This is a genomic window from Fructobacillus evanidus (assembly GCF_963580165.1).
GTDB classification, from domain to species: domain Bacteria; phylum Bacillota; class Bacilli; order Lactobacillales; family Lactobacillaceae; genus Fructobacillus; species Fructobacillus evanidus.
Genome location: NZ_CAUZLM010000004.1, coordinates 46985 through 70745 on the forward strand (window position 1 = coordinate 46985; position 23761 = coordinate 70745).

Genomic DNA, 23761 nt, shown 5'->3' on the forward strand with positions numbered 1-23761 from the left:
CGACTAGTTCACACAACTAGTGGCTACCATCATCGGCTAGGCAAATTGTTCTAAGTATTTCTGATAGGCTGCCTGGTCAACAACCCAATCCAGTTCCCCAATATAGGCAACCTGTGGGTCGTGGTAGGCAAAGCCGTGCTTAAACTTATAAAGTCCGTCAGTATGGTCAAATTCGCCAACACCACCGAAATCATAAGCAACCTTCCCTAAGGAAAGCCCCCACTTCAACATTTCCCACTGCACAAGATAGGGACCATAGTGCTTGGCAAATTCACGGTTTGATCCGGCATACATATACCAAATCTTTTCCCCGTAACCAAAGCCAATTCCAGCTGCAATCACTTGACCATCATAATGTGCCAAGAAAACCCGGAACAAATCAGAATCAGCCCAGAGTTCTTGCATGCGGTAGAAGTATTCGATTGGCCGGCGGGTAATCCCCTGAGCCTTCGCCATCATCGTGTAAGTCTTAAAGAAGGCCTCGATGTCTTCCTTACTACGACCTGAGGTAACGGTGACCCCATCCTTGATGGCACGACGGATTTGGTTCCGATAATCGCTTTTGAAGTGTTTCATCAAACTGGCTTCATCAGTGATTGGTTGTGCCCCTTCACCTCGACCATCATAGAACAAAACCACGTTTTTACGTGGTTGAATGTTGCCATGCATATTCTCGATTTTAACATTCCGGGTCACAAAACCAGCATCTTGATAGGCCTGATCCAAGTCTTGATTGTAGAGCACTTCCGGATCCATTCGAACCAAAAAGACGTTTTCTGGCAAATTAGCCAATGCTTCTTGAACTAATTCCTTGACCAGGGCGACGTTGGTCACGTCAGCAACGGGTCCCTTTGGGCAATATGCCAACAATTTTCCAGGCACGGCTTCAACAGTCAAGACCGCCATTGCGGCATCAATGTCGCCGCCCTGATTTTCATGGTAGAGGTATAAGTGGCCCCAATTGGCCTTCAAGTCACCCCAGAGTGGGTCCTGGGTAACTTGTCCCTTGGCCGCTGTCTTGACAAAGTCTTGGTACCTTTGAACCTGACTTGGCTGTGTTAAATCTAAGACCGTCATATCCTTACTTTCCCGTCGTGATTGAGGCGTAGTTCTGAATAAAGTAAACCAACGTTTGGAGTTCATTGGTCAAATCAACGTTTTGGACTCGAACGCCCTTTGGTACAGAAACCCGCAATGGCGTAAAGTTCATAATCCCTTTAACCCCAGCAGCTACCAAAGTATCTGTAATTTCTTGGGCAACGCCTTGTGGCACCGTCAAGATGGCGATGTTAATCCGTTGAGCCTTGATTTGTTCTTCCAATTCACTCATGTCATAAATTGGCACCCCGGACAAAATCTTGCCCCGGTTTTCATTAATATCAAAGGCAGCGGCAATCCGCATATTTGATGATTGGTGAAAGTTGAAGTTCAAAAGAGCCTGGCCCAAATGGCCAACCCCAATCAAAGCCACGTTAATCAATGAGTTTTGGTCCAAAACCTTGGCAAAAAATTCTAGCAAGGCCTCAACATCGTACCCATAGCCACGCTTGCCTAAAGCGCCAAAATATGAAAAATCACGGCGAATCGTTGCCGCATCAAACTTGGTTGCTTCAGCCAATTCAGCAGAAGAAATCCGGTTGGTGCCGGCATCATTTAAAAACGTTAAATAACGGTAGTAGATGGGCAACCGCTTAGCGGTTGCTCGTGGAATCTTTGCTTGCTCGTCCATGGCGTCTCCATTTCACTTTGTGAACTAAATTATATTTATTATAGCATAGATTGTGGGTTTTCCTATCTATTCGCTCATTTTTCACAAATATTTTTATTCATTGTCCTGCTGTTTAAGGTCTGCTAATGGAAAATCAAGGCCAGGATTTGTGTTCAAATCAAGATCGGCAAAAATCTTGTCTTGGTAGTTCCAATAGCCCGCTGCGCCAATCATGGCTGCGTTATCACCGGTATACTGCTTGGGCACTGGGATAAAGTCAATGTTTGGAAAATCGGCCATTAAATCAGTTAATGCCGCACGCAAACCGCTGTTGGCAGCGACGCCACCAGCTAACACGAGCGACTTCACTGGAAAATCAGTCAAGGCCCGTTTTGTCCGACCGACTAGGGCCTTAATCACCGCAGCCTGGAAAGAAGCCGCGAGGTCCTCTTCCTTGATGGTTTCACCACGCTGCTCGGCGTTGTGGACCTGGTTGATGACCGCTGATTTTAAACCAGAAAAGGAAAAGTCATAGCCAGCCTCTTTGGCCATCGCCTGTGGAAAGTCGATGGTAACTTGCCCCTGATGGGCCAATTCATCGATTGCCTTCCCGGCTGGGTATGGCAAGTTCAGCAACCGGCCGACCTTATCATAGGACTCACCGGCGGCATCATCAAAGGTTTCACCCAAGATGTGAAAATCATTGGGCTCCTTCATCAAGACCAATTCCGTATGGCCGCCGGAAACCATCAATGCCAAAGCCGGAAAAACAATTGGCCGGTTAAAATTAGCGGCCGCAATGTGACCAGCCAAGTGATTGACTGGAATCAACGGCAGATTGTGGGCCATCGCAAAGGTTTTCGCCCCCATTAAGCCGACTAACAGGGAGCCAACCAATCCTGGTCCGTAGGTCACGGCCACACCGTCAAGGTCTTCTGGTTGAACCTGAGCATCTTCTAAAGCGATGTCTAAGGTTTTCGTAATCCATTCAAGGTGGTGGCGGGAAGCAACCTCGGGCACGATGCCACCAAAACGTTGGTGTGAATTAATCTGGGTCGCCACCGCATTGCTCAAGACGGTTTTGCCGTCCTTAACAACGGCCACTGAGGTCTCGTCAGCACTTGATTCAAAGGCAATTAAAGTTGTCATAAATTCTTCTCCATTAGGATGGCTGTTTGACCATCATGGTAATAACCATCACGCCGGGCATAAATTTCAAAGCCAAACTTTTCATACAGCCGCCGGGCAGAAACATTGTTTTCGGCCACTTCTAGGAAGGCCGTTCGATCGTTATTTTGTTCACAGAAAGCCTGCATTAATTCGCGAGCCATTCCCTGCCCCTGGAAAGCCGGATCAACGGCCAAAAAAGAGAGGTCCACCTCATCCAAGATGGCACGGTAAGATAAAAACCCGATAATTCGGGTGTCTTCAACAGCCCCATCATTAAAATCAGCTTTGGCGGGCGCCTGTGCATCGATTTCTGCTAATAAATAGGTCACTCGCCCAGCAGCCAATTGCTCATCAATTAACCGCTTTGGTACCTGGTCCCTTGAAAAAGCCGCCAAAGCGATTTGGTGGATTCTTGGGCTATCATCAATTGTTGCTCTTTTAATGTTCAAGGTCGAGCACCATTGAAATTGCATCTTCCTGGTTATCAATATAGTAATGTTCCACCACATCCACAACCGTAAAACCATGACGATCGTAAAGTGCCAAGGCACCGGTGTTCGACCGCCTTGCTTCCAAGGAAAGCTCCTTTAAGCCGATTTCACGAGCAACTGCCTTGGCCGTGTTAATTAAATACGAACCAACCTGTTGCCCCTGCCAAACCGGCAAGACGGCAATATTGGCAATATGTAAATCAGAAACCAAATCACGCTTGACCAGGGCAATAAAGGCAATGACCTGGTCCTTTCGCAAGGCGACCAAGTATAGCCGATCTTTTTCCTGGGTTAATTCATGGTAAAAGTCACGAGAAACCCAGGGTGCATAGCCATTATAGACTGCTTCTTGGATGGCAACGAGTCCGGGAATATCAGAAACGGTTGCCACGCGTAGCACTAACTCTTCTTCAGCGGCTTCAAAAATCTCTTCCGGAAAGTCAACCAAGGTCTGAGCGACCGGTCGCTCTTTTTGTTTTCTTTTAAACTTTAAAAACATAGGGTTTGTCCTGCCCATCGTCTTGATGATTTTGTTCCCAGTTTAATTCCGCCTGGGTTTTTCTTAAGTACGACGGCGTCAAGTCATCGATATTTTCAACAGGGGCAGTTGTTTTCGCCAAAGCCAAAAGCCCGGTCCCCGTTGGTAATGACTGGTCATGATCCAAAATCGTCAGGGGCTGATTTGCTAAAGCTTCTTCAATCGTATCCTGAAAATGTAAACCATCCCCAACCACAACCACCGGCTCGGCCACCTGACTGACAAGGTCCAAGACCTCTTCCAATGGATAATGGCCATCCTCCAAGACGACCGTATCGCCCAAATAAGCGCCGGCGAAAACATTTTGATTGCGGGCATCAAAAAGAGCCAGCACAACCGTATCCTTGGTTAACTTACCCGGATGAGGATTTTGTACAGTAGAATCCTCAGCTGCTAGAGCACCAGATTGTTGCTTTAGTTGAACCTGCTTGGCCAAACTTTGCAAAGATGAAATGGCTAGAAGTGGCTTTTGCAGTGTGTCCGCTAAGACCTTACCAACCGTCAGGCCAATGCGCAGACCCGTAAAGGATCCCGGTCCTTTGGCAACAGCGATTTGGTCGATATCCTGTACCGTTAATTCCTGAGCTGCCAGCAGCGACTTAATGGCTGGCAAAAGATCAATCGAATGATTTTTTGGCTTATCCGTTTGGAATGTGTCAATTAATTGGCCGTCCTGGCCTAAGCCGACGAGCAGTGGTTGGTTACTTGTATCAATCACCAAAATATTCATGAAAGCCCTCCCGTGTCATCGACGCCAATTAACATCGATACTTTTCTTCATTTTACTAAAAATCATTCTTAATTCAAATAAAAAAAGCCGCCAAAGTGCGACCTTTCGTCGAAAATAATCTAAAATCAGTTCTGGTTATTTAACCAAACCTTCATCCTTCATGACCTTTGCCACTGCTGCCAAGGCATCCTTTGCATCGTCGCCATCAGCCTTGATGGTCACGTCTGCACCATGGCCAACACCAAGTGACATCACACCCATGATTGACTTCAAGTTAACTTCCTTGCCTTGGTATGACAAGGTAACTTCTGAAACAAACTTTGAAGCTGCCTGTACTAATAAAGTAGCTGGACGGGCATGAATCCCTGTCTCTGAAATGATGTTGAACTCTTGTGTTTCTGCCATAATAATTCTCCTTTTTGGAAAAGTCTTTTATTCAGTTTTAGTTTATCAAAGCGCTTACAAAATAGCAAGGTAAATCTCTTTTATTACAGAGTAAATCGCTGGCCACCACTGGCTTTGCCTAAACGATTGTTATATGCCTTACCCAAATCAATGTCTGGCATTGCTTGAGCATAAATTTTGTTCACTTCGCCTTGGTCATCAAAGTAGCGTAACCCAGCAAAGAGATTTTCACTCGCACTGGCCAAATCGGCCCCTAAAGACCACGAAGGAATGGTTTTTGACAAGTCTGCCAACAGCTCCTCTGAAGCCATAATGGCGTCGCCTTCTTGCAGGCTTTCCTTCAGGTCATTGAAGTCCAATGGGTCAAAGACAATGACGGGCTTATCCGGTGCATAATGCCGGTATTTCATTCCCGGAGCCTTTGGGGTTTCATCGGCCGCTAAGGACTTTTGACTGGTTCCATCAATGACTTGCTTCCCCAAGACCACCGTCAACATCTTTTGACTAACGGCTCCAGTCCGTAGGATGGTTGGTTCGGCCGCCGTCAAATCGATGACCGTTGATTCCAAACCGACTTGGGTTGGGCCATCATCCAAAACGGCAGCAATCTTCCCATCCATATCATGGTGGACATGAGCAGCCGTCGTTGGTGATGGCTTACCCGAAAGGTTGGCAGATGGGCCAACAATTGGCGTCCCCGCCTGGCGAATCATTGCCCGCGTTGCTTGGTTATCCGGCATGCGAACAGCCGCCGTTTGCAAACCACCTGTCACTAGCATCGAAACCGCATTTTCCTTAATCGGTAAAATGATAGTCAATGAGCCCGGCCAAAAAGTGTTCATCAACTGTCTGGCTTGGTGAGAAACCTCGACGTAAGCAGACAATTGACTCGCATCCCCAACCGTCATGATTAGAGGATTATCCGCTGGCCGGCCCTTTGCCGTAAAGACTGCTTGCACAGCTTCATCATTGGTGGCATCCGCACCCAACCCATAAACCGTTTCAGTTGGAAAGGCAACGACCTCACCAGCCTGAATCAATGCCGCTGCTTCTGCTATATCTATACTATTATTTTGTAGATCTTTCGTTTTCATTTTTCTAACTGTACCCGAATCATCCGGTCAAGACCGGCTAAATCCTGCTTCAATGTCACTGTTGCTGTTGGTAATTGGTCTTGGAAGACCTTGGTTAACGCTTCTCCTTGGTCATAGCCGATTTCAAAGTAGGCGACCCCGCCTGGCGTGAGTTGTTTCTCTAAACCATGCGCCATTCGTTCATAAAGAGCCTTACCACCATTTGGGGCATACAAGGCCAAATCAGGTTCGAAGGCGACCACTGATTTATCCATTTCTTCCTGTCCATCCGGCCGGATATAAGGCGGGTTGGAAACGATAACATCAAAGCGCTGGTTAGCCACCGCTGTAAAGAGGTCGGAATGCATCAAGCCAACGCGACTCGCCAATTCGAATTGGTGACGGTTCTTCTTGGCCACCGCCAAAGCATCCAGCGAAATATCAAGACCAATCCCGCGGGCATCTGGTAGTTCCTGAGCCAACGTCAAGATAATCGCACCAGACCCGGTCCCAACGTCTAGAATGGTTGGTGCCTGTTCACCCTTGGCCTTCAAATCAGCCAAAACCCAGTCGACCAATAGCTCCGTTTCCGGACGGGGAATCAAGACCCGGTCATCAACTAAGAATTCTCGCCCATAAAACGGTGCTTGCCCGAGAACATACTGGGCGGGAACACCCTTTAATAGCTGGGCAATCCATGTTGGCCAGCGCTTGGCCAGCCAGGGGTGCATTTGCCGGGCCAAGTTGGCCCGCAACATGCCATAGTTCACTTTCAAAGCACCCGTTAAAAGAAAGTCAACGTTATCACTCGCCTCGTCTGCATCCAGGCCGGCTGCCGTCAGTTCCTTCAGCGCCCACTTGCGCGCTTCTAAAAGTGAAATCTGAACCGGTTTTTCTGAGCTCGCCTGATTTGAACGCTGTGACTGTTGCCAGTCAGTTTTTTCTTGTGTCATTATTGCTGATTTAACTCCGCCAGCTTAGCTGTTTGTTCGGCTAAGACCAAAGCATCAATGATTTCATCTAAGTCACCGGCAATAATCCGGTCCAACTTATTCAAAGTCAAGCCAATGCGGTGGTCTGTCACCCGGTTTTGTGGGTAGTTATACGTTCGAATTCGTTCGGATCGCGCCCCAGAGCCAACAGCAGTTTTTCGCTGTTCGGCATACTCTGCTTCGTTTTCCTGGGCAAAGTGGTCATAAACACGGGCGTTCAAAATCTTCCAGGCCCGTGCCCGGTTTTGTTGCTGGGACCGTTCGTCTTGCATGGCAACCGTAATCCCCGTTGGTTCGTGGGTCAAACGAATCGCCGAAGACGTCTTGTTAACGTGCTGGCCACCGGCACCAGATGACCGATAAACATCCTCACGAACATCCTTTGGATCAATTAATCCTTCTGCATCGACTTCTTCGAACTCCGGCATCACACCGACCGTAGCGGTTGAGGTGTGGATTCGGCCTTGCGTTTCTGTTGATGGCACTCGTTGCACGCGGTGGGCGCCCGATTCAAACTTTAACTTTGAATAAACGTTGTTACCAACGATCATCACGACCACTTCCTTGTAGCCACCGACTTCAGTTGTCGTTTCATCAACGATTTGTAATGACCAACCCTGATTTTCAGCGTAACGGCGGTACATGCCTAACAAATCAGCTGCAAACAAGGACGACTCGTCCCCACCAGCAGCACCCCGAATTTCCATAATGATGTTTTTATCATCGTTAGGGTCAGTAGGCAGCATCAAAACTTTCAGTTTTTCCTCAAGTTCGGCCTTTTCGGGTTTGAGTGTCGCCAAGTCTTCCTTGGCCAACTCACCCATTTCAGCATCCCCTAAAAGCTCTTCCGCTTCCAGCAAGTCGTTGACAACCTGTTGGTAACGTTTAAAGGTCTCCACCGTTTCGCGAATTCCCCCGGCTTCTTTTGAGAGCGCCATATAATTCTTTGAATCACTCATGACTTCGGGGTCAGCTAGCATTTGATTCAATTCATCGTAACGGTCCACGACCGCTTGTAATTGTGAAAATATCGGATCCATCGTGTCTCCTTAATTCTTTGGAATCATTTCTAAAATTGGGTGGTACCAATGCTTGCGGCAGGTTGGCAAATAAGACTCATCCCCACCGATTTGTACCTGGTTACCAGAATACTGCGGTTGACCATTGGCAATTCGCAGTTGGGTCGTTGCCTTTTTACCACAAAAAGAGCAAATTGTCTTCATTTCTTCGAGCTTGTCGGCAATCTCCAACAAGCGGCGTGACCCTTCAAACAGGTGGTTAAAGGCATCTTGTTTCAGGCCAAAGGCCATCACAGGCAAGTTTAAATCATCGACTACGTAGGCCAATTGGTCAACCTGGGCAGCCGTTAAAAATTGCGCCTCATCAACCAAGACAGCCGCTAATTTATCGTTCTTGCGGGCCTTAATCATTTTATAGAGATTTTCATCCTCGGCCACAACCGTCGCTGGTCGCTTTAACCCAATTCGTGAGGCAATCACGCCAATCCCATCGCGGTCATCCACTAAGGGCGTTAGCAACAAGACCTCTTTGTCTTGAGATTCATAATTATGAGCAACTTTCAAAATTTCAATTGACTTACCAGAGCCCATCGCCCCATATTCAAAGTACAGTTGTGCCACGTTTTCGCCTCACTCGTTCCATCTATTCTATTAATCCATTATAGCAATTTTTTACCCATAACTCGACTGCCTAGACCATTTTAGGGAAAATTCGCAAGGTGCATGGTAAAATAAGAGTTTAGAAAAAGGGGGACTTTTTTATGTCAGTAAAAAGTCAGTTAGCCAAATTTACGGCCAAAAGTAGTCATTTTTTGCTCCGCAACATCTTAAAGCGCGGTGGCACTTCTTTGCCCGGCAAACTAGCCGTTAAGATTGATCCAGAAGTTTTGCAGACCATTGAAAAAGAATTCGACCTGGTCATTGTCACGGGAACAAATGGCAAAACGTTGACGACCGCTTTGATTACACGGGTCTTACGGGCCGGCGGTTACACTGTGGTGACCAACCCATCTGGTTCCAACATGGTCCAGGGAATTGTTGGTACGCTTCTAACGACAAAGGTGAAGCCATCACCCAATGGAAAAAAGCCGGTTGCCGTTTTGGAAGTTGATGAGGCTAACGTCTTGTCACTGGCAAAGGCCATTGAACCAAAATACTTTGTTCTCACTAATCTTTTCCGCGACCAACTCGACCGCTATGGTGAAATCTACTCCACTTACGATAAGATTATCGCCGGCATTAACCAGGCACCAAACGCAACGGTGATTACCAACGCTGATTCGCCCATCTTTGCTCGCGGTTCTTACGCAAATCAGCGCATTTACTATGGCTTTGACAACGTCAAGGAAGCTGATTTTAAAGACTTGAAGGCGCCAACCAACACGGATGGCATCCTTTCCCCAACGGACAATTCCGTCCTCCACTATGACTTCATTACTTACGCCAACCTCGGCCGCTATTTCTCAACAACCGACGGGTTCAAGCGCCCTAAGCTGGACTATGCGGTAACGGCATTAAACGAGTTAACACCAAAGTCTTCTGCCTTTGACCTCGATGGCACCTCTTACAAGATTGCCATTGGCGGCCTTTATAACATTTATAATGCCCTGGCCGCCTACGCTGTCGGCCGGACCTTTGATGTCAGCCCTGAAGATATTAAGAAGGCCTTTGAAGAAGATAAGCAGGTCTTCGGCCGCCAGGAATCACTTGATGTCGATGGCAAGGACGTCACAATCCTGCTCATCAAAAATCCCGTTGGGACGAACTCCGTTATCGATATGATGGAAACGGAAAAAGATCCCTTCACTTTGATTGCCCTGCTCAATGCCAATTATGCGGATGGAATTGATACTTCCTGGATTTGGGACGCCGAATTTGAGCGCCTCCATGACTCAAAATTAGCCTCCTTATCAACCGGTGGCGAGCGCTACAAAGACGTCACTGTTCGCTTGAAGATGGCTGGCTTTGACCTCGATGGTACCTACCAAAAGACGGAAGATATCTTAAAAGCAATCGACCAAGCGCCCACGAAAAAGGTTTATTTGGCCGCTACCTACACGGCCATGCTCCAAATTCGAGCCGTCTTAAAAAACCATGGTTACATTCAGGAGGAATATTAATGGCTGACTACACACTTGAACTAGCCCACCTCTACGGTGATTTAATGAATACCTACGGTGACTACGGCAACATCATTGCCCTACGTTACTATGCTAAGCAAATCGGCGTTGACGTGGACGACCGTCTGGTTTCTCTCGATGATAATTTTGATCCAAAAGCTTACGACTTTGTCCTCTTTGGCGGTGGCCAAGACTACGAAGAAACCATTGTGGCCAACGATTTGAAATCAAAGGCCGACGGCCTAAAAGAATACATCGAAAACGATGGACCGCTCTTAGCTGTCTGCGGTGGTTTCCAGCTTCTAGGTCATTATATGGAAATGGCCGATGGCACCAAAGTTGATGGTATCGGGGTCATGGACCACTACACGACCAATATGACCGACGACCAGGTGAAAACCCTTAAGGGTAGTCGTTTAACCGGTGACATCGTCATCAAAAATAACGAAACCGGCGAAGAATACCACGGCTTTGAAAACCACCAAGGTCGGACATTCTTGGGTAAGGGTGAAAAGGCCTTGGGTACCGTTACAACCGGCCAAGGCAATAATGGGATGGACAAGACCGAAGGCGTTATTTATCACAACGTTTACGGTTCTTACTTCCACGGCCCAATCTTCACCCGTAATGGTAACCTGGCCAAGCGCGTCTTGGCGACAGCCCTGTCTCGCAAGTATCCAGACGTTAACTGGCAAGCCAAGTTAGACCAAGTCCCCGCCGAAACTTTCTAAAAATCAGTAACACAAAAGCCTCCAAAAATGTTGGAGGCTTTTTTTGAACCAATCATAGCGATGGATGACTGACTGATTTTTATTCTGAAAGATGGTAATAATAGGTTGAAATCGAGATATTATCCATGGCCGATAAGGCTGCCCGTAGTCGCAACGAGGACTGGTTATGCAAAATATTTTGCCAAGGCTTCTTCGGCACGAACTGTGGAATAATGACCGTGACAGAATGGTTAATCTTTTCAGATTGATGGGAAACCTTGGTCACAAAACCAACCACTGGCTTAACAATCGACCGGTAAGAAGAATGGACGTCGACATAACGGACGTCTGGGAAATTAGCCGCAAACTGCTTAGCAATCTTTTCTTCCTTAGCCGGATTAATATCAAAGGAAACGTGCATGGCCACCACCTTGGTCGCAACGGATTGCGCATAGTCGATGGCCTCAGCCGTGACCTGCGTTAAGTTGGAGACAAGGACAATCGCCGTTGAACCCGCATATTCTTGGCGCTTTTGTTCCTTTTGATCGAGGTACTGTAAGCGCAATTGCTTGGAAACGGCATCGTAGTGCTTCTTAATTTTAAAGAAGATGGTCAAGACCGCTGGCATAATAATCAAGTATGGCCATACATGCGCTAATCGAGTCGCAAATAGCACGATGACCAAGGCGGCCGACATAAAGGCACCCAGGAAGTTAATAGCCGCCTTCCCCCACCAGAACTTGGGCTTCAACCGCCACCAATGAATAATCATCCCCGACTGAGACAGCGTAAAGGGCACGAAAACCCCAACTGCATACAAGGGAATCAAGGCATCGGTCGATCTATGGAAAATCACGGTCAAAATCATGGCCCCAAAGGACAACGACAAAATACCATTTGAGTAACCAAGTCGATCACCCTGATCCATAAAGAGGTGTGGCAAATACTTATCCTTGGCCAAGTTCACGGCCAGGACAGGAAAGGCCGAAAAGCCGGTATTGGCCGCCACTGCTAAAATCAGCGTCGTCGCTAACTGCACTAGATAGAAGCCCAAACCATGACCGCCATAGGTAATGGCAGCAATTTGCGACAAAACCGTCGAGTGACTGTTTGGCACAATGCCATACCAGTAGGACAAAAAGGTGATGCCCAAAAAGAAGCTAGCCAAGATTAGGGCCATCATCGTCAAAGTGGTAGCAGCGTGCTTTTCCTTGGGTGCCTTAAAGTTTGGCACTGCATTCGAGATGGCTTCGACCCCTGTCAATGAGGACGAACCAGATGAAAAGGCACGCAAAAAGAAGATGAGCGATAAAGCCGAAAAATCAGTGCCGATTTTTGCGGCAGCATGGTAGGCAATCGCCCCGGTTGCAGCCTGAAAAAGACCATAGCCAACCGTCACCGCCATAATGACGATAAAGAAATAAACCGGCACCATCAAGAAATTAGCCGATTCACGTAAACCACGCAGGTTTAGGCCCGTTAAAATCAGGATAATCCCCAACGAAAGCGGCACGGCAAAGGGTAGCAAACCCGGAATAGCGGCCGTCATCGCATCGGCCGCTGCCGAAGCCGACACCGCAACCGTTAACATATAGTCAACTAGCAATGAGCCACCGGCCACTAGCCCAACCTTTGGGCCCCAATTCTTACTAGCGACCGTGTAAGCGCCACCGCCATTCGGATAGGCATGAATAATTTGTCGGTAAGACAAAACAATGGCTGCCAAAAGTAGCAAAATTAAGAGTGCAATCGGCAATTGTAACCACAGGGCCACTGCACCACCAGCCAGTAAGACGGCCGTAATCGACTCCGTCCCGTAAGCGACGGAGGAAAGGGCGTCAGATGATAAAAGGGCCAAGGCCTTGGACTTTGATAAGGCTTGGTCGGACGCTTCTAATGTTTTCAACGGCTTGCCAATTACAAACCGCTTCACGTTTCTTAACATGGTGATCTCCAAATCATTGTAATCAAACCATTGTACCTTGGAATGACGCAGAAAAATAGCCACTCACCGTCTTTTTTTCGGCGACTCGGCCAATTGTGTCCTATCCAACTCCTATTGCTTAAAAATTAGCAAAATAGTGAATGCCCGCAGCCTGGCCGTCGGTCAAATCAGCAATTAAACGCGCGCTGGCCAAATCAGGATTTTTTCGCCAGTCATCAGGAACAGTCAGGCGTAATACTCGTTGAACCCAGTCGAGCTGATTTTGGCTGGGATAATGAAGGACGCCGGCTACTAAAATCAAGTTTGATCCGGCCATTTTCAAACCCTCCTGAACAGCCAAAAAGTTATCAACGTCAAAGAAAATCTGACTAATCAAAACTTGTGCCCCAGCCCTTTCCTTAGCCAAGGCCTGGTTGACAACCCAGGCAACGCCTTGGTTAGCGACTTGGTTGACATCCAGAGTTGTCGCCAAACTTAATTCTGCTAAATTTGTTTGATGAACGGCCAAAAGCAAGTCTTGGGCTGATGAAAACCCAGAAGCATCGGCTCGTTTATCCCCAGTTACCAGTAGAAAATTGTTCAATTCCAGGTCTTCCAGTTGGTGAAAAGCTGCCCCCACTTGGTCTGGTTGCACATCTTTGGCCCGAACATGGACCATTACCGGTTTTTTCGTTGTTAACTGAATTTTCGTTGCGGTCTTCAAAAGCGTCTGCCAATCATGGTCTGTCTTGCCTTGGTTCGCCAGGCTATAATACTGCGCCTGATTACGGTCGCAGGCGCCTTTTAAACCGTTTTTAATGGTTAATTCCTGTGAAATAACCGGTCCTTGGTGGTCTTGGTAAAAATCAGTTACTGAGTGCATTTGTTTTCCTTATTTTGCTTTCAAATAACAACACGATTACAACTAGGCCAATTTCCAAAATTCGGATTTTCATGCTATAATTGATGAAAAATAACGGAGGTCAATCCCATGTACCAACCTGAAAAACACACAAACGAAGAAATTCAAACCTTTATCGACCAACCCGGTCGGCAGCTCATGTTCTTATCTGCCGACTGGTGTGGCGACTGCAAGGTCATCAAACCTTTCGTTCAAGGAATTAAGGATGAGGTTTCTAAGACAGCTGGTTGGATTGACGCCGACCGCGATGACAACTTGGACCTAGCCACAAGCTATGGTTTGCGTGGTATTCCTTCCTTTGTCCTCTTCGTTGATGGCAAGAAGGTCGACCAAATTGGTCACGGGGAACGCCTAACACCAAAGCAAGTAACTGACTGGTATGAAGGAACCCTTCAATAAGTCAACTTCATTCTAACAAAAAACCAAGCCAAAAGGCTTGGTTTTCTTTTTAAATCATTTTTAACTGTTCAAAGCTAACTGGTGTTGGGCAGTTTTCTCTACCAGAAGTTAAGCCTATCAAAGGTTTTAACTTCTTTTCTTTTTATTTAATAAAGGCGGCCACCGTATTAGCCGGAATGGCAAAGCCCATTCCTTCAATATTGGTATCTGCGGCACCAGCCGAAATCTTGGCTGAACTAATACCAATCACTTCCCCATCCAAATTAATCAAGGCTCCACCCGAATTACCAGGATTAATGGCCGCATCCGTCTGAATGACTTGAACGTTTTGGTTATTGGTTTGCGAAATTGCTAGCATCCGGTTTGGTGATGAAATAATGCCCTTTGTCATTGTTGAGGCGTAGGCTGCTCCCAATGGCGACCCAAGGGCCATCACTTGTTCACCAGACTTCAGAGACGAACTATCCGCTAGTTTAGCAACTTGCTTGAAGGCCGTTGATTTCACCCGAATCAAAGCCAAATCCTTGGCTGAATCCGTTTTCACAACCGTCGCCTCAGCTTTTTGACCGTTAGCATCAACAACTTGAATAGCTGCTGAACCTTCAATCACATGGTTGTTGGTCACGATGTCGGCAGTATCCTTTCCAATCTTGACGACAACACCAGATCCCTGGGCCGCTGTTTCATAATCGGTCTGTTGCTTATCCTTTGTTTGGTCATCAAAGGCTGATGCACCATCGCTCAGCGAAGCTGATTTTTGTAGATTTTGCACCGTCACGACGGCGTCTTTAACCTGGTTGTACGCATTAGTCGCCTGATCCTTGCTCGTATAGGCAGTCTTTGCTACCGTAGCCGTTCCAGCAGCATTAGTATGAGTGGCTTGTGCCAACTGACTTTGATACCAAGATCCCGGCGAGGAGCTAAACCACACCAGCAATCCTCCAATTACAAAGGCAGCCACAATCATGGCAGTAAAAGCGTGTACTCTTTTACGAATCATCCGGCAACTTTCCTTTCCACATCTTTCTCATCACCACACTTAAAGCGGTAAGGTGACTTTAAAAATGGTTCCTTTTGGTTCATTATCACTTACGGTTATCTTACCATTATGGGCAGCAACTATCCATTCGGCAATGGAAAGGCCAAGCCCGGTCCCACCAGTTTCTCGGTTTCCTGTTTTATCCTCACGATAAAAACGATCAAAAATATGCTTCTTCGCATCAGCAGAAATCCCACGACCGGTATCGGCGACTGACAATGCTAAACGTTTCTTTTCAATCGCAGCAGAGACCGTCACGATCGCACCATCGTCTGAGTACTTCAGGGCGTTGTCCATTAGCAAGACCAGCAGTTGGTGAATTCGCTTTTGATCAATGTCGACTTCCTGACGGACGGCATTGTGGATAACCACCTTTTTATCGGAGATTTCCCCCATTTCAACGTAGGGTGACAAAATTTGCTTCAAGAACTGCCCAACATCGGTTTTTTCCTTTTCAATCTTGGTCATGTTTGACCCAGTTTTCGCCAAGGTTAACATATTATTGGTCAAGGAATTCAACCGTCTGACTTCGGATAACGACAGAATAATGGCTTCCGACTGCTGACGGATTGTATTATCCGGCTTGGTTAGCATCGTTTCCAGCTTCCCTTGAATAACCGACATTGGCGTCCGCAACTCGTGGGCAGCATTATTAACGAAGTCTTGTTGCTGGTCCCAAGCCTTTAAAATCGGCTTCATACTCTGTCGTGCAATAAAGAAGGCAAAGAACAAGGCAAAGATAAAGGCCGAAACGAATGACCAGACCATCACGTCCTGGAACTTTTTCAAATTCAAAACGGTGTCGGTGACATCAACAAAGACGTAACCATAGGTTGCTGATTTCAAGCCTTGGCCATCTGGTACTAAGACCGTATTCGGCTTGAATTTAACGGCTTGAATTCGCAGGTAAGTCTTATTAACGTGAACTGTTCTGGGTGCTAAGTTCAAATCACTGGTATCAAACTTCAGACCAAAACGCCTCGTTAAAACATTTTTAGAACCATTATTATTTGTCTGATTTTCAATTTCCTTCCCCTTGTCATCATAGTACAAGAAGTTTCCACGAAAATCTTCTGGCATATGGCGCATGGAGTCAGCCGTCAGCATCTTTTGCTTAGCAGAGGCGCCTTCATCCAACCAATTATTCCGTTGATAGTACTCCACATACTGGTTAATGACCTTGTCAGAGCTATCGTAAATCGTGAAGGTATAAACCCAAAAAATGACCCCGGCCAAAAAGCCAAAAATGACCATTAGACCCAGGGCCAACGTTGAGAAATTATCAATTTGTTGTTTGCGATTAATCAGTCTTGGCATCCGGTACCTCGAGTATAAAACCAATGTTACGGAGCGTCTTAATTAGCCCGCCCTGGCCAACTGCCTCAAGTTTTCGGCGCAAATTATTTAAATAGATATTAACTACATTAATGGTGGTGTCGGAATCGATTCCCCAAACGCGATCAAAAATTTGGTCACGGGTCACGATGATATTCTTATTTTGACCCAAATAGGTCAAAATATCGAATTCCTTCCCGACTAATTTAACACTCTGACCGTGCACCTGAACGCCACGATTTTCTAAGTTAATCGTTAGTTCGCCGACCGTAATCGTGTTATCTTCGGAATAAACACCGGTTCGACGCAAAAGCGCTTTCACTCGAACCAATAATTCTTCTCGGTGGAAAGGCTTGGTCAAATAGTCATCGGCACCAACATTGAAGCCTTCAATTTTATCGTCCAACGATGCCTTCGCCGTCAAAATCAGAACAGGCGTATCAACCTTGTCATCTCGCAGGTTCTTGATGATTTCCAGGCCGTTTTCACCCGGCAACATCAAATCAGAAATAATTAAATCGTAAGGAACTTCTTTTCCTTCATATTCACCGTCTTGGCCATCCGTCACCGCTGTGACATCGGCAAAGTCTTCCAAAAAGCCGACAATATTATCGGCCAGATTCTTATCATCTTCAATTAACAAGATTTTAATTGCTTTGGCCATAGTCCTTCTCCTTTGGGGCAGTCAGTGCCCGTTAAAATGTCTTATCAGTAATGTTACTTTAACAACAACAGATTAAGGTCATATTAAAAGGCCTTTACCGTGGCTTGGCGACGACGATGTCTCGTTAAGCAGGCTAACCCAGCGATAACAATCGCTAACGGTGGTTAGCGCCAACTTGTGGGCTTTCAGCTCAAAATTTTAGGCCAAGCCAATACTAATTTTCAGGGCCTTTGCCACCGCCTTCATCAAGCCATCTTGCTGGTCAATGTGAGCAATGCGGTCACGCAAGCGATGCTTATCAATGGTTCTGATTTGCTCTGCTAAAATAATAGAATCTCGTTTAATCCCACTAATGGCCGCTGGTAGTGAAATATGTGTTGGCAACTTGGGCTTGGCCATCTTAGAAGTAATCGCCACTACAATCGTAGTTGGGGCGTTCATGTTGCCCATATCATTTTGCACCACTAAAACCGGGCGCAAACCGGACTGTTCGGAGCCGATTCCCTGTTTTAAATCGGCATAAAAAACATCGCCGCGGCGAACGTTTTCGTAATCTGCTGTCATGTCTATCCTCTTATGTATTGGGCTAATGCCCTTTTTTGCCACTTAATGTACTGCTTGTCACGCCTGTTAGTCTTCAATAATGCGTGGAATTCGTGACCCAATTCCAGTTAAGACTTCATGGGGAATGCTTTGACCGTATTCTGCTAGTTCCTCGATACTGATTTTTTCCTGGCCATCTTGACCAAATAAAGTCACATCCGTATTGATTGGAACAGGCTTACTCAATGAAACAATAATTTGGTCCATCGTAACCCGACCTAAAACTTTCTCTCTTCGGCCATTGACCAAAACGGTCATGCCGGCCAGTGTCCGATGATAGCCGTCGGCATAGCCAATCGGCACCGTGCCAACCCATTGGTCTTCCTGTGCCACATAGGTTGCACCATAGGAAACTGCCTCACCAGCCAACAGCTGATGGACACCCCAAATTTTGGCCTTAAAGGTCGCCACTGGTTGCAATGGCAGGTCAGTTTTCTTGGCTGGATAGGCCGGGTTATAACCATAAAGCGCTGAGCCGACGCGAATCGTTTCGGTTGGAATTTCATCAAAATGGAAGAGTGCCGAACCAGAGTTCGCAACATGCCAGTACTTGGAATCGATATCCAAAGCTCTAACCAGTGCTAAGAAATCAGCCTTCTGCTGGTCATAGTAAGCCTGGTTTTGATCGTCTGCCGTAGCAAAATGAGTGAAAACACCGGCTAACTCAAAGGCATCCTCGCCCATGACAAACTGATACATCGACGACAAATCAGCCTTCGTCTTGGCACCCATTCGACCCATGCCAGTATCAATCGCCAGATGGACCCGCAAAGGTGGTAGCGGGCTCTCGCTCGCCTGCAACAGGTCTCTGGCGGCCAATAACCAATCCAGGTTGCCAACAGCCGGTGCCAGATAGTTTTCCGCCATCACTGGTGCCAAGTCAACGTTTTGCACACCAAGGAGGACAATCTGGTCACTTTTTTCCGGCAAGACCTGGCGGACTAAAAGCCCTTCATCGACCGTTGCCACGGCAAAATCGTGGACGTCCGCTTGACTCGCCAAAACTGTCGCAGCCCACTGGGCACCATGGCCATAGGCATTGGCCTTAATTACGGCGATTAAGCGCTTCGCTTTTGCGTGGGCCATAATCGTTTTGGCATTGTGAACCAGCGCTGATGCTGAAACGAAGAGTGCTGCTCCCCGCCTAGAAAATGGATCATCATTCATATCTATTTCTCTTTTCTACCAATAAAATGAGCCGTGAGGCGGTGTAACCAACCAACTCTTTCAATCGTCACAACCGTGCTAACATAGTCACCACTATGGGTAATGGCGACCTCAATCCGATTTTTTTGCCCAACAACCTTCATGATTGGCCGACCTGATTTGGCATTGAGGATTGAAATATCCTGCCAAGATACATCGTGGCCAATCCCAGTTCCCAATGCCTTAGCATAGGCTTCTTTGGCTGAAAAACGGCCCGCTACAAACTCTAAGTAGTGCTTGCCCGTCCGCTTTTGCAGCGCTTCCTGCTCGGCTGGCGTTAAGATTGTCGACAAGAAGTTTGGTCGTCTAGACAATACGCCTTCAATTCGGCTAATGGACTCCATGTCGTTTCCGATTCCGATAATCATACCTTCATTTTATCAAAAAAAAAAGAGGAGCAACACAGAATGTGTCAATCCTCTAACTTTTTATGAAAATGTTTGTGGTGCTTGATCTTGTGGCTTGAAATTTTGCCATTCTTCTGACAAGAAGTCATTGTTAATCTTGTAGTCATTATTCTGGTACTTACCAGACAAGAATGGGTTCAAGTACTGATCTAATGCCAGCCAACCACGCCAACCGATGTGAATGGTATCCTGCATAAAGAAGTCCTCACCACCACGATGTGACAAATCAGCAATGTTGTTAAAGCCTTGGCTTTGCAACTGATACTTAATCTTATCAACCGCCTGGTAGTACATCTTATCAGACAAACCAGTGTAAGCAACCCAACGTTGGTTAACCGGTGTAATAACGAATTCGACATCCGTATGGTTCTTGGCAAAGTTTTCCAAAACAGCTTGCAGGTATGCGTATTCAACGGATTGACGGTAGTCATAGTTGACCTGAGCATCCTTGAGCATCTTTTGGTCAGCCCAAACACGAGTACGATAGAACGAGTTCTTGATCCTAAAGCGGTTTGAACCGGTGTTCTTTTCACCCTGTTCGAAACCAATTTGGTTCAAAGTTTGCTCTTGATACTGGTTAGGCAAGTCCTTAGCATACTTCATCACTTCGTTCTTGTAGTTATGACTTGTTTCAAAGTTTGAGAACAAGGCATCCTGTCGTGACAAAACCTTATGCTGGAAGCGCAAAGCTGATTTATCAGCTGAAGTTGGACCCTGGCCATCTTCCACGTTGTGCAACATCCGATTAAACATCGGCTTGTCACGCACCAACGACTGCTTCAACAAAGCCTGGGCCATAAACTGGTCTGTTTGGCTTGGCTTGTCCATGTTCAACAACCAGTCAACCACTTGTAGTGGTGAGTAGAAAATTGAAAATGCACCCGTTGAACCCGTCTTTGTAAACCACTGTGGTGAAATCACAAAGACCGCCTTCTTGTGGTCCAAGGCCTTTGGCATCTCTTGCATATTCAAGAACTGAACCATTGATTCAGATCCCGCCTTACCAAGCATAAATGGTCGGTAAGAACGGTTATACTTTTCAGCCAAAACAGATGGATGCAAAGAATCAAAACGAGACAATTCCGATGAACCAAAGAAAGGAATATAATTTACTTTTTTGTCACTAAAGGCAGCGTCTTTAACCGCTTCCCCCTTGACGATTTGGCTTGAGAAGGAAACAGAAGCTTCTCTCAAGTCCTGCTGGCTATAATGATCCAACGGGAATGGCAGAAAAAAGACCAGGCCGATAAGTGCCAGCGCCGCAAGCACCGGGCCAAAGATCTGCCACAATTTTTTCTTGTTAGTCATGAGGTTTTATCCCAACAATGATTCTACTTTAGCAATAATCTTGTTTGCTGTGTCCCAGTCTTCACGATTAAATTCTGAAACGGGTGCTTGAATACCAAACTTGTTTTCCAAGTCCAACAACAATTCAACAGTAGCCATTGAATCCAACAACCCTGAATCAAATAAGTTTTCGTCCATTTGTGAAGACAAGTCTTCCCCAATGATGTTGTTCAAAACTTCTAATACGCCTGCTTTTACGTCCATTATATTTCTCCTCTATTAGTGGTGGAACCAGAATTTATCTAAGAATCCACAGAATACCAAGAATGTTAACATCACGAAGTTGAAGGTCAAGAAGATGGCGAACACTTCCGTGAATTTGTTATGTGGGATTTGGTCGCGGTGCTTCTTTTTAAAACGCAACCAGGCGTCGTTGACAATCATTCCCGTTCCATGCAACAAGGCATAAACGATGTAATACCATGTCAATCCGTGCCAAAGACCCATGACCATCATGTTGACCAAATAGCCAAGGTTCGAAACTGTCGTCCGGTTCTTGATCCACTTCTTACGCATCACCATGAAGGAGAAGCGCATGAAGACGAAGTCTCGGAACCAAAATGACAACGACATATGCCAACGATTCCAAAAGTCCTTGATGTTATGGGCCCGGTAAGGTTGGTTAAAGTTTATTGGTGATTTAATCCCCATAACATATGATGTCGCTATGGCGAAACGAGAATAACCCGCAAAGTCAAAGAACAAATACATACCATAGGAATAGGCCACACCAATCAACCACCAGGAGAAGCCATGATGGTTGTCGCCCATTGCCAAACTCTGAAAGAATGGATAGACGATTTGACCGAAGTAATAAGACAAGATGAACTTGTAGACGAAGCCTAAGAAGAAAGACTTGACTGCATAGCCCAACATGTCAATGTAGTCCGTTCTCTCTGGCACTGAACCAGCATCACCGGCAAAGCGCGTGTAGCGATCGATTGGACCTGATGACAGGGTTGGCATAAAGAGCATAAAGCGCAAAAACATGATTGGCTTAAACTCTTTGATGGCACCATCCCGCGTCTCAATAATCATCCCTGTTGACCGGAAAGTCAAATAAGAAATTCCTAAGAAACCAAGCAGCGTGAATTCAGGCTTGAAAACACCGATGGCACCAAAGCGCACCATTGTAATCGGCAAGATGGATAATGCGACCATTAGGTAGAAAACCCAGTTAGCATTCTTTGTTTTGCGATAAGCCGAATAAAAGGACACGAGACAGAACTGCCAGATACTATAAACTAATATCGCAATCCCCTGGTTCACATAGTGACCAGTATCGAAAATTAAAAAGATAAAAGCCAAAGAGACCAAAATCTCATACCAGACAAAGCGCTTACCAAAGTAAAGGCCAATTGCCAGTGGCGCCAAAGCCACTAGGAGGTAAAAGAAATAGGTCGGATCGGCGTAGGGTTGTAGATTAGGCATTGCCATTCACCTCAGCAATCAGGCCCTTCAAGTTTACCTTACCATTTGGTGTCAAAGGCATAGCATCACGGTAGATAAATCGTGATGGCATCATGTATGGCATGATGATATCCTTCAAATCAGCCTTGATGGCGTTGGTCAAATCCATTGGCTTTTCAAAGTCGTTCTTCTTTGGAACAACAATGGCCAACAACTGCTTAACTTCGCCATCTGCATCGTAGCGAGGGACGGCAGCGGCCTGTTCAACCCATTGAGACTTCAAGAAGTGCTGAGCGACTTCTTCCAATTCAATTCGGAAACCGTGCAACTTAATTTGGAAGTCCACACGACCCTTGTAATGCAAGAGGCCGTCTTTATCCATGTAACCCAAGTCACCAGTCTTGTATCCTGGTTGACCGTCTACCGTTAAGAAAGCAGCCTTGGTCTTTTCGGGGTTGTTTAAGTAACCCTTTGAAACGGCTGCACCAGACAAAACAATTTCCCCTGGTTCATCAATTGGCAAGACCGTGCCGTCTTGATCCATGATAGTTGCCTTCATTTCAGGTTGCATGTAACCGATTGGCAACTTGTCGTACTTGGCCAAGACATCGTCCGTGATTTCAATTGCTGATACGGCAACGGTTGCTTCCGTTGGGCCGTAGGTATTAAAGATGCGAGCATCTGGGAAACGTTCGCGCAACTTCTTAGAAGTTGTTGCTGTCAAAACTTCACCACAGAACAAGAACTTCTTCAAGCGAGGGTAATTCTCTTGCTTAAAATCAGGACTCAACAAGGCAACGTTAGCAAATGAAGGTGTTGAAACCCACAAATCCAGGTCCATTTCAGGCAAAACAGTAAAGAGTTGCTTGAAGTCATCGGCAATTTCCTTTGACAATGGCTTCATGACGCCCCCCATCAACAGTGAGCCACCCCATGACATGACAGAAACGTCAAATGAGAATGGTGTCTGTGTCAAGACATTGTCACCATGATGCAAGTCAAATTCATCAGAGAAGAGCCAGTTCAAGTAAGACAAGGCGTTCTTATGTGAAATCTGAACACCCTTTGGCTTACCAGTCGTACCAGAAGTAAAGATAATGTAGTAATTATCATCGCCCAAGACTGGGTGAGTTAACTCGTAGGACTTCTTAGCAGTAAAGGCCGCTTGCAATTCTTCACCCTGGAAAACAGGGACGGAATCGATTGGCAATGGCAATTCATCCAAAGCAATCACTGCTGAAGGTTGACCAATTTCCAAGATGTTTTCAATCCGGTCCTTGGCAGAATCCTTGTCGACCGGTGCATAGGCGTGACCTGATTTCACAGCGGCTAAGAAGGCAGCGACCATTTCAAACTGGTGGCCACCAAAAACCATAATTGGTGACTTGTCAGGTAAGTTTTGCTCATCTAAGTAGGCAGCCAATGAGTCAGAGTATGACTTCAAATCGCCGTAGGTATAAGTATGGCCCAAACCATCGTAGGCAATCGCATCAGGATTTTCTACTGCATAGGCATCAATATTTTTGTAAATGTTATCAATCATTTGTCG

26 protein-coding genes are annotated in these 23761 nt (G+C 46.4%); 3 read left to right on the top strand and 23 right to left on the bottom strand.

What is annotated here, in order from left to right:
- Nucleotides 1-36: 36 nt before the first annotated feature.
- The 11 genes from AABI08_RS03785 to AABI08_RS03835 form a co-directional block, all read right to left on the bottom strand.
- Nucleotides 37-1077, bottom strand: coding sequence for a lipid II:glycine glycyltransferase FemX (locus AABI08_RS03785; protein ID WP_338343562.1), 1041 nt, complete (start codon nucleotides 1075-1077; stop codon nucleotides 37-39).
- A gap of 4 nt (nucleotides 1078-1081) precedes the next feature.
- Nucleotides 1082-1729, bottom strand: a complete 648-nt coding sequence (locus tag AABI08_RS03790) for a redox-sensing transcriptional repressor Rex (protein ID WP_047974671.1) — start codon at nucleotides 1727-1729, stop codon at nucleotides 1082-1084.
- A 93-nt stretch (nucleotides 1730-1822) separates the two neighbouring features.
- Nucleotides 1823-2857: a tRNA (adenosine(37)-N6)-threonylcarbamoyltransferase complex transferase subunit TsaD gene (gene tsaD / locus AABI08_RS03795; protein WP_338343563.1), complete on the bottom strand. Its 1035-nt coding sequence runs from the start codon at nucleotides 2855-2857 to the stop codon at nucleotides 1823-1825.
- The gene (locus tag AABI08_RS03800) at nucleotides 2854-3327 is read right to left on the bottom strand and encodes a GNAT family N-acetyltransferase (RefSeq protein ID WP_338344328.1); all 474 of its coding nucleotides are present in this window, start codon (nucleotides 3325-3327) and stop codon (nucleotides 2854-2856) included. Before AABI08_RS03800 ends, tsaD begins: the two co-directional genes overlap by 4 nt.
- Nucleotides 3317-3868 carry a ribosomal protein S18-alanine N-acetyltransferase gene (rimI, locus tag AABI08_RS03805; RefSeq protein WP_338343565.1) on the bottom strand — a complete coding sequence of 184 codons (552 nt, stop codon included), beginning with the start codon at nucleotides 3866-3868 and terminating at the stop codon, nucleotides 3317-3319. The genes AABI08_RS03800 and rimI overlap by 11 nt, the downstream gene beginning before the upstream one ends.
- The gene (gene tsaB, locus AABI08_RS03810) at nucleotides 3852-4637 is read right to left on the bottom strand and encodes a tRNA (adenosine(37)-N6)-threonylcarbamoyltransferase complex dimerization subunit type 1 TsaB (RefSeq protein WP_338343566.1); all 786 of its coding nucleotides are present in this window, start codon (nucleotides 4635-4637) and stop codon (nucleotides 3852-3854) included. Before tsaB ends, rimI begins: the two co-directional genes overlap by 17 nt.
- A gap of 135 nt (nucleotides 4638-4772) precedes the next feature.
- Nucleotides 4773-5042, bottom strand: coding sequence for a phosphocarrier protein HPr (locus AABI08_RS03815; protein WP_047974667.1), 270 nt, complete (start codon nucleotides 5040-5042; stop codon nucleotides 4773-4775).
- A gap of 83 nt (nucleotides 5043-5125) precedes the next feature.
- Nucleotides 5126-6136, bottom strand: coding sequence for an L-threonylcarbamoyladenylate synthase (locus AABI08_RS03820; protein WP_338343567.1), 1011 nt, complete (start codon nucleotides 6134-6136; stop codon nucleotides 5126-5128).
- Complete coding sequence (gene prmC, locus AABI08_RS03825) at nucleotides 6133-7068, bottom strand: peptide chain release factor N(5)-glutamine methyltransferase (protein WP_338343568.1); 936 nt, start codon at nucleotides 7066-7068, stop codon at nucleotides 6133-6135. Before prmC ends, AABI08_RS03820 begins: the two co-directional genes overlap by 4 nt.
- Nucleotides 7068-8147 (bottom strand): peptide chain release factor 1, encoded by a 1080-nt coding sequence (gene prfA / locus AABI08_RS03830; protein ID WP_338343569.1) that lies wholly within the window; start codon nucleotides 8145-8147, stop codon nucleotides 7068-7070. The genes prmC and prfA overlap by 1 nt, the downstream gene beginning before the upstream one ends.
- A 9-nt stretch (nucleotides 8148-8156) precedes the next feature.
- Nucleotides 8157-8747: a thymidine kinase gene (locus tag AABI08_RS03835; protein ID WP_338343570.1), complete on the bottom strand. Its 591-nt coding sequence runs from the start codon at nucleotides 8745-8747 to the stop codon at nucleotides 8157-8159.
- Between the two features lie 140 nt (nucleotides 8748-8887).
- Here AABI08_RS03835 and AABI08_RS03840 point away from each other — a divergent pair, with 140 nt between their 5' ends.
- Nucleotides 8888-10246 (top strand): MurT ligase domain-containing protein, encoded by a 1359-nt coding sequence (locus AABI08_RS03840; protein ID WP_338343571.1) that lies wholly within the window; start codon nucleotides 8888-8890, stop codon nucleotides 10244-10246.
- A complete protein-coding gene (locus AABI08_RS03845; RefSeq protein WP_338343572.1) occupies nucleotides 10246-10977 on the top strand; it encodes a type 1 glutamine amidotransferase in 732 nt (243 codons plus the stop codon). Before AABI08_RS03840 ends, AABI08_RS03845 begins: the two co-directional genes overlap by 1 nt.
- Nucleotides 10978-11056: 79 nt before the next feature.
- Here the strand turns inward: AABI08_RS03845 and AABI08_RS03850 are convergent, their stop codons facing one another.
- Entirely contained in the window at nucleotides 11057-12901 is a 1845-nt protein-coding gene (locus AABI08_RS03850; RefSeq protein ID WP_338343573.1) for an APC family permease, read from the bottom strand.
- A gap of 118 nt (nucleotides 12902-13019) precedes the next feature.
- Nucleotides 13020-13763, bottom strand: coding sequence for a methylenetetrahydrofolate reductase (locus AABI08_RS03855; RefSeq protein WP_338344332.1), 744 nt, complete (start codon nucleotides 13761-13763; stop codon nucleotides 13020-13022).
- Between the two features lie 108 nt (nucleotides 13764-13871).
- Here AABI08_RS03855 and AABI08_RS03860 point away from each other — a divergent pair, with 108 nt between their 5' ends.
- Nucleotides 13872-14201, top strand: a complete 330-nt coding sequence (locus AABI08_RS03860) for a thioredoxin family protein (protein ID WP_047974658.1) — start codon at nucleotides 13872-13874, stop codon at nucleotides 14199-14201.
- A gap of 142 nt (nucleotides 14202-14343) precedes the next feature.
- On the opposite strand, the gene AABI08_RS03865 is transcribed toward AABI08_RS03860, so the two are convergent.
- The 10 genes from AABI08_RS03865 to dltA form a co-directional block, all read right to left on the bottom strand.
- Nucleotides 14344-15201 (bottom strand): S1C family serine protease, encoded by an 858-nt coding sequence (locus tag AABI08_RS03865; protein WP_338343575.1) that lies wholly within the window; start codon nucleotides 15199-15201, stop codon nucleotides 14344-14346.
- 39 nt (nucleotides 15202-15240) lie between these two features.
- The gene (locus AABI08_RS03870) at nucleotides 15241-16557 is read right to left on the bottom strand and encodes a sensor histidine kinase (protein ID WP_338343576.1); all 1317 of its coding nucleotides are present in this window, start codon (nucleotides 16555-16557) and stop codon (nucleotides 15241-15243) included.
- Nucleotides 16541-17239 (bottom strand): response regulator transcription factor, encoded by a 699-nt coding sequence (locus AABI08_RS03875; RefSeq protein WP_047974655.1) that lies wholly within the window; start codon nucleotides 17237-17239, stop codon nucleotides 16541-16543. The genes AABI08_RS03870 and AABI08_RS03875 overlap by 17 nt, the downstream gene beginning before the upstream one ends.
- Before the next feature lie 198 nt (nucleotides 17240-17437).
- On the bottom strand, nucleotides 17438-17803 hold the full coding sequence (locus AABI08_RS03880; RefSeq protein WP_047974654.1) for a type II toxin-antitoxin system PemK/MazF family toxin: 366 nt from the start codon (nucleotides 17801-17803) through the stop codon (nucleotides 17438-17440).
- 66 nt (nucleotides 17804-17869) lie between these two features.
- Nucleotides 17870-19009 (bottom strand): alanine racemase, encoded by a 1140-nt coding sequence (gene alr / locus AABI08_RS03885; protein WP_338344334.1) that lies wholly within the window; start codon nucleotides 19007-19009, stop codon nucleotides 17870-17872.
- A 2-nt stretch (nucleotides 19010-19011) separates the two neighbouring features.
- A complete protein-coding gene (acpS, locus tag AABI08_RS03890) occupies nucleotides 19012-19416 on the bottom strand; it encodes a holo-ACP synthase (RefSeq protein ID WP_338343578.1) in 405 nt (134 codons plus the stop codon).
- Nucleotides 19417-19476: 60 nt separating this feature from the next.
- Nucleotides 19477-20763 carry a D-alanyl-lipoteichoic acid biosynthesis protein DltD gene (dltD, locus tag AABI08_RS03895; RefSeq protein ID WP_338343579.1) on the bottom strand — a complete coding sequence of 429 codons (1287 nt, stop codon included), beginning with the start codon at nucleotides 20761-20763 and terminating at the stop codon, nucleotides 19477-19479.
- Nucleotides 20764-20769: 6 nt separating this feature from the next.
- Nucleotides 20770-21006 (bottom strand): D-alanine--poly(phosphoribitol) ligase subunit DltC, encoded by a 237-nt coding sequence (gene dltC / locus AABI08_RS03900; protein ID WP_047974650.1) that lies wholly within the window; start codon nucleotides 21004-21006, stop codon nucleotides 20770-20772.
- A 15-nt stretch (nucleotides 21007-21021) separates the two neighbouring features.
- The gene (dltB, locus tag AABI08_RS03905; protein WP_338343580.1) at nucleotides 21022-22233 is read right to left on the bottom strand and encodes a D-alanyl-lipoteichoic acid biosynthesis protein DltB; all 1212 of its coding nucleotides are present in this window, start codon (nucleotides 22231-22233) and stop codon (nucleotides 21022-21024) included.
- Entirely contained in the window at nucleotides 22226-23755 is a 1530-nt protein-coding gene (dltA, locus tag AABI08_RS03910) for a D-alanine--poly(phosphoribitol) ligase subunit DltA (RefSeq protein ID WP_338343581.1), read from the bottom strand. Before dltA ends, dltB begins: the two co-directional genes overlap by 8 nt.
- Between the last annotated feature and the right edge of the window lie 6 nt (nucleotides 23756-23761).

Bases quoted from the DNA above. Each gene is read 5' to 3' on its own strand.
- AABI08_RS03785 (WP_338343562.1), bottom strand. From the start codon at position 1,077: ATGACGGTCTTAGATTTAACACAGCCAAGTCAGGTTCAAAGGTACCAA.
- AABI08_RS03790 (WP_047974671.1), bottom strand. From the start codon at position 1,729: ATGGACGAGCAAGCAAAGATTCCACGAGCAACCGCTAAGCGGTTGCCC.
- tsaD (WP_338343563.1), bottom strand. From the start codon at position 2,857: ATGACAACTTTAATTGCCTTTGAATCAAGTGCTGACGAGACCTCAGTG.
- rimI (WP_338343565.1), bottom strand. From the start codon at position 3,868: ATGTTTTTAAAGTTTAAAAGAAAACAAAAAGAGCGACCGGTCGCTCAG.
- tsaB (WP_338343566.1), bottom strand. From the start codon at position 4,637: ATGAATATTTTGGTGATTGATACAAGTAACCAACCACTGCTCGTCGGC.
- AABI08_RS03815 (WP_047974667.1), bottom strand. From the start codon at position 5,042: ATGGCAGAAACACAAGAGTTCAACATCATTTCAGAGACAGGGATTCAT.
- AABI08_RS03820 (WP_338343567.1), bottom strand. From the start codon at position 6,136: ATGAAAACGAAAGATCTACAAAATAATAGTATAGATATAGCAGAAGCA.
- prmC (WP_338343568.1), bottom strand. From the start codon at position 7,068: ATGACACAAGAAAAAACTGACTGGCAACAGTCACAGCGTTCAAATCAG.
- prfA (WP_338343569.1), bottom strand. From the start codon at position 8,147: ATGGATCCGATATTTTCACAATTACAAGCGGTCGTGGACCGTTACGAT.
- AABI08_RS03840 (WP_338343571.1), top strand. From the start codon at position 8,888: ATGTCAGTAAAAAGTCAGTTAGCCAAATTTACGGCCAAAAGTAGTCAT.
- AABI08_RS03845 (WP_338343572.1), top strand. From the start codon at position 10,246: ATGGCTGACTACACACTTGAACTAGCCCACCTCTACGGTGATTTAATG.
- AABI08_RS03850 (WP_338343573.1), bottom strand. From the start codon at position 12,901: ATGTTAAGAAACGTGAAGCGGTTTGTAATTGGCAAGCCGTTGAAAACA.
- AABI08_RS03855 (WP_338344332.1), bottom strand. From the start codon at position 13,763: ATGCACTCAGTAACTGATTTTTACCAAGACCACCAAGGACCGGTTATT.
- AABI08_RS03860 (WP_047974658.1), top strand. From the start codon at position 13,872: ATGTACCAACCTGAAAAACACACAAACGAAGAAATTCAAACCTTTATC.
- AABI08_RS03865 (WP_338343575.1), bottom strand. From the start codon at position 15,201: ATGATTCGTAAAAGAGTACACGCTTTTACTGCCATGATTGTGGCTGCC.
- AABI08_RS03870 (WP_338343576.1), bottom strand. From the start codon at position 16,557: ATGCCAAGACTGATTAATCGCAAACAACAAATTGATAATTTCTCAACG.
- AABI08_RS03875 (WP_047974655.1), bottom strand. From the start codon at position 17,239: ATGGCCAAAGCAATTAAAATCTTGTTAATTGAAGATGATAAGAATCTG.
- AABI08_RS03880 (WP_047974654.1), bottom strand. From the start codon at position 17,803: ATGACAGCAGATTACGAAAACGTTCGCCGCGGCGATGTTTTTTATGCC.
- alr (WP_338344334.1), bottom strand. From the start codon at position 19,009: ATGAATGATGATCCATTTTCTAGGCGGGGAGCAGCACTCTTCGTTTCA.
- acpS (WP_338343578.1), bottom strand. From the start codon at position 19,416: ATGATTATCGGAATCGGAAACGACATGGAGTCCATTAGCCGAATTGAA.
- dltD (WP_338343579.1), bottom strand. From the start codon at position 20,763: ATGACTAACAAGAAAAAATTGTGGCAGATCTTTGGCCCGGTGCTTGCG.
- dltC (WP_047974650.1), bottom strand. From the start codon at position 21,006: ATGGACGTAAAAGCAGGCGTATTAGAAGTTTTGAACAACATCATTGGG.
- dltB (WP_338343580.1), bottom strand. From the start codon at position 22,233: ATGCCTAATCTACAACCCTACGCCGATCCGACCTATTTCTTTTACCTC.
- dltA (WP_338343581.1), bottom strand. From the start codon at position 23,755: ATGATTGATAACATTTACAAAAATATTGATGCCTATGCAGTAGAAAAT.